The organism is Halobiforma nitratireducens JCM 10879, from assembly GCF_000337895.1.
In the GTDB taxonomy this organism is placed as follows: Archaea; Halobacteriota; Halobacteria; order Halobacteriales; family Natrialbaceae; genus Natronobacterium; species Natronobacterium nitratireducens.
Genome location: NZ_AOMA01000129.1, coordinates 1 through 3,023 on the forward strand (window position 1 = coordinate 1; position 3,023 = coordinate 3,023).

The window sequence follows — 3,023 nt, forward strand, 5'->3', positions numbered from 1 at the left end:
AGCGCGAGGGTTCTACGACGACGAAGGCGACGAGGAGATCGCCGAGAAACTCGGCGTCGACGCCGCGGAGGTCTTCGAGGCACGCATGTCGCTGCACCTGATCGCCGACGACGATGCCGACGAGGTCGACCTCGCGGCGATTCGTGACCGCGAGGAAGACGACGCGACGCTGGCCACGGAGTACGATATCGACGAGGAGTCGGTCAGTCGCTATCGCCGCGTCGCGGAAGCCGAAGACGAATCCCGTACGGCGAACGACCGCTACCGCGACGAGTTCGACAGCATCCTCGCGGACGCGGGACTGTCCGAGCAGATGACGAGCGACGTTCGAGAGGACGGCCTCGAGGACGCGACCGAAGGGATGGAGACCGACGTCGACTTCTGACACTACTGGACGCCAGTCAGTTCCCACCCGATCGCGCCTCGACGCCGTCTCGAGTGCGATCGAACGGTGGAACCGGACACGCGTTTGGTCCCACCTGGACAGTCCAGCCCGTCGCCTCCGACGAACGCGGGTTTTTGTACGATCGGGTGACCAACCGGGGCGTGACCGAGGCGTCCGTCGCGTTCAGCGATCTCCGAACCGCAGCGTTCTGTCCGCGAAAGTACTACTACCGGCGATGTCGCCAGGAGAACGACGAGTACGATCCGACCCCGCCGGCTCGGGTCGAGGCGGTGCGGGAACTCGAGCGCCGGTACGAGTCGCTCCTCGAAGCGCCGGTAGCCACACTCGCCGACGAGCCAGTCGAACCCCCACCGGCGGTGTACCGCGCCCGTCTCGGCACGACCCGTGACTGGCTCGAGTCGGCCGGCCACTGGGGACGCCTCCGCGACCCCGACGCCCGCGATCGGCTCGTGACCGGCCGTGACTGCCACGGTGTCGTCCACAAAGTGCTCGGAGACCCGCTCGAGCCCGTTCTCGTCTCCGCGGGCGAACCGCCCGATCAGGGCGTCTGGACCTCGCAGTCGGTCCACGCCGTCGCCGCGGCGAAGGCACTTGCCTGGGAGCACGAGACGGCCGTCGATCGGGCCTGGCTCGAATACCCTGCCTACGGCGAGATCCGCTCGCTCGAGTTGACGACGCGACGAAAAGCACGATACCGGCGTGCGTTACGGACGGTCCGCGAACTCGACGGGCCGCCGCCACGGATCGACAACGAGTCGAAGTGTGGCTCCTGTGAGTTCGCCGCCGAGTGTGGCGTCCGGACGCGGTCGTTGCGCTCGTTGCTCGGGCTCTAACCGTCGTCGGCGAGCCAGGCCTCGATCTCGTCGGCCATCGCACCCCGCCGGTGGATCGTCTCCGTCGAGACGTCGACGACGGTGCTCTCGGTGCCCTCGGTTCGGCCACCCTCGAGCACGACCGCGGCTGCCTCCCGAACCTCGGGATCGAGGTCGTCGGGCGTCCGCACGCTCTCGCGGCCGCTGACGTTCGCGCTCGTCGCAGTGATCGGCGTCCCGGTTCGTTCACAAAGAGCCAGTGCGAGGTCGTGATCCGGCACACGGACGCCGACACGGTCCTCGCCCGCGGTAAGAACGTCCGGCACGTCGTCGTCGCGACGACAGAGAACCGTCACGGGGCCGGGCAGAAACGTCGCCATGAACCGTCGCTCGCGTTCGCTAGCGCGGACGTGTTGCAGCGCCGACGGAACGGAGGGGACGGCAAAGGAGATCGGTTTCGATCGGTCCCGGCCTTTCGCCTCGAAGACTCGTTGGACGGCCGCAGCCTCGAGCGCGTCGGCCGCGAGCCCGTAGACGGTCTCGGTGGGATAGACGACCAGCTCCCCGGAGTCGATGGCGTCCGCCGCGCGGTCGAGTTCGGTCATTCGGGTTCGTACTCGGCCGATTACGGGCAAAAAGCTGTCGTCACGGATCGAACGGTCGACGGTGACTCGGCGTCGGTCACTCGAGGTCCGGGTCGGGGTCGGGGTCGGGGTCGGGGTCGAGATCGATCCCGAGTGTCACCTCGAGGTCGTCGTAGTCGGGAAACTCGGGCCACTCCTGGGCGACCCAGACGGCTTCGACGGTCCGGTCGGCGTCGATCGCGACGAACGCGGGTCGCGGTTCGGTCACGCCAGCCATGCCGTCCAGATCGTGGACGAAACCGTACGCCTCGGCGACGTCGGTCGCCGGGTCCGCAAAGAGGGCAAACGGGTAGCCGTTGTCATCGATGAACCGCTTGACGCTGTAGGGGTTCCCGGTGGTGATTCCGACGACGGTGGCGTCGGCTTCGTCCCAGCCACGCTCGGCGAGTTCGTCCCAGAGGTACGTCGCGAGGAAGGAGCCGGTCATCGGAGTGAACACGAGGATGGTACGATTCTGACTCTCGCCTTCGCTCTCGCGTTCACCCTCGCTCTCGTCTCGGCCGACGAGAGCCGACAGCGACCGGTCCTCCCAGAACTCGTCGGTGACCAGCGGTCGAGTGAACGTCGGTGCCTCTTCGCCCGGTTCGACGTGCTCTGCGGGCTCGAGCGTGACGACCTCGAAGTCGGGCATCAGGCCTCACCTCCGTCGTCACCGTAGGTCGACTCGAGGTAACCGACGATGTTCGCGCTCTCGGCCATCGTCACCCCGGTGGCATCGTCGACGATTACCGGTACCGTCCGGACGCCAGCGACGCGTTTGACGACGTTTCGGTCCGAGTGCATCGGTTCGACGAACCGCGACCGGTACTCGAGGTCGTATTCCTGTAACAGCCGAGTGACTCGTTCACAGTAGGGACAGCCCTGCAATCGGTAGAACGTGATCGGCGGGTCGTCGTGCGTTCGACCGGGCTCGGAATCGTGACGGTCGTTGCGCGTGCTCATACTCGCCTGTTCGGGAAACGGCCGGGTAAACGTGTCGTCGGCGGCCACGGAGGCCGAAAAGGGTAAACTGTTAATCAGTCGGCCGACAAGGACCAACATCGATGGCGTTCTCTCTCCCCTTCGAGCTCGCGACTGTCGTGCTCGCCGCCTACGAGGTGCCGGTCGTGGGCCTCGAGGTCGAACAGTCGACGGTGGCGCTGCTCGGCGCGCTCGCGGTCG

4 protein-coding genes and 1 pseudogene are annotated in these 3,023 nt (G+C 66.8%); 2 read left to right on the forward strand and 3 right to left on the reverse strand.

Annotated elements, in window-relative coordinates; genetic code table 11:
• Together C446_RS13055 and C446_RS13060 are read left to right on the forward strand one after the other, a co-directional pair.
• A pseudogene (locus C446_RS13055) lies at window positions 1-385 on the forward strand (conditioned medium-induced protein 4); the annotation flags it as partial.
• 161 nt (window positions 386-546) lie between these two features.
• Complete coding sequence (locus tag C446_RS13060; RefSeq protein WP_049920224.1) at window positions 547-1,239, forward strand: CRISPR-associated protein Cas4; 693 nt, start codon at window positions 547-549, stop codon at window positions 1,237-1,239.
• Here the strand turns inward: C446_RS13060 and C446_RS13065 are convergent.
• From C446_RS13065 to C446_RS13075, 3 genes are all read right to left on the reverse strand, one after another.
• Window positions 1,236-1,823, reverse strand: coding sequence for an L-threonylcarbamoyladenylate synthase (locus tag C446_RS13065; RefSeq protein WP_006673590.1), 588 nt, complete (start codon window positions 1,821-1,823; stop codon window positions 1,236-1,238). The genes C446_RS13060 and C446_RS13065 overlap by 4 nt on opposite strands.
• A 76-nt stretch (window positions 1,824-1,899) precedes the next feature.
• A complete protein-coding gene (locus tag C446_RS13070; protein WP_006673591.1) occupies window positions 1,900-2,493 on the reverse strand; it encodes a redoxin domain-containing protein in 594 nt (197 codons plus the stop codon).
• Complete coding sequence (locus C446_RS13075; protein WP_049920225.1) at window positions 2,493-2,804, reverse strand: glutaredoxin family protein; 312 nt, start codon at window positions 2,802-2,804, stop codon at window positions 2,493-2,495. The genes C446_RS13070 and C446_RS13075 overlap by 1 nt, the downstream gene beginning before the upstream one ends.
• Window positions 2,805-3,023 lie beyond the last annotated feature (219 nt).

What these genes read in the sequence shown, in the direction of transcription:
- C446_RS13065 (WP_006673590.1), bottom strand. Translation starts at nt 1,823, where the DNA reads ATGACCGAACTCGACCGCGCGGCGGACGCCATCGACTCCGGGGAGCTG.
- C446_RS13070 (WP_006673591.1), bottom strand. Translation starts at nt 2,493, where the DNA reads ATGCCCGACTTCGAGGTCGTCACGCTCGAGCCCGCAGAGCACGTCGAA.
- C446_RS13075 (WP_049920225.1), bottom strand. Translation starts at nt 2,804, where the DNA reads ATGAGCACGCGCAACGACCGTCACGATTCCGAGCCCGGTCGAACGCAC.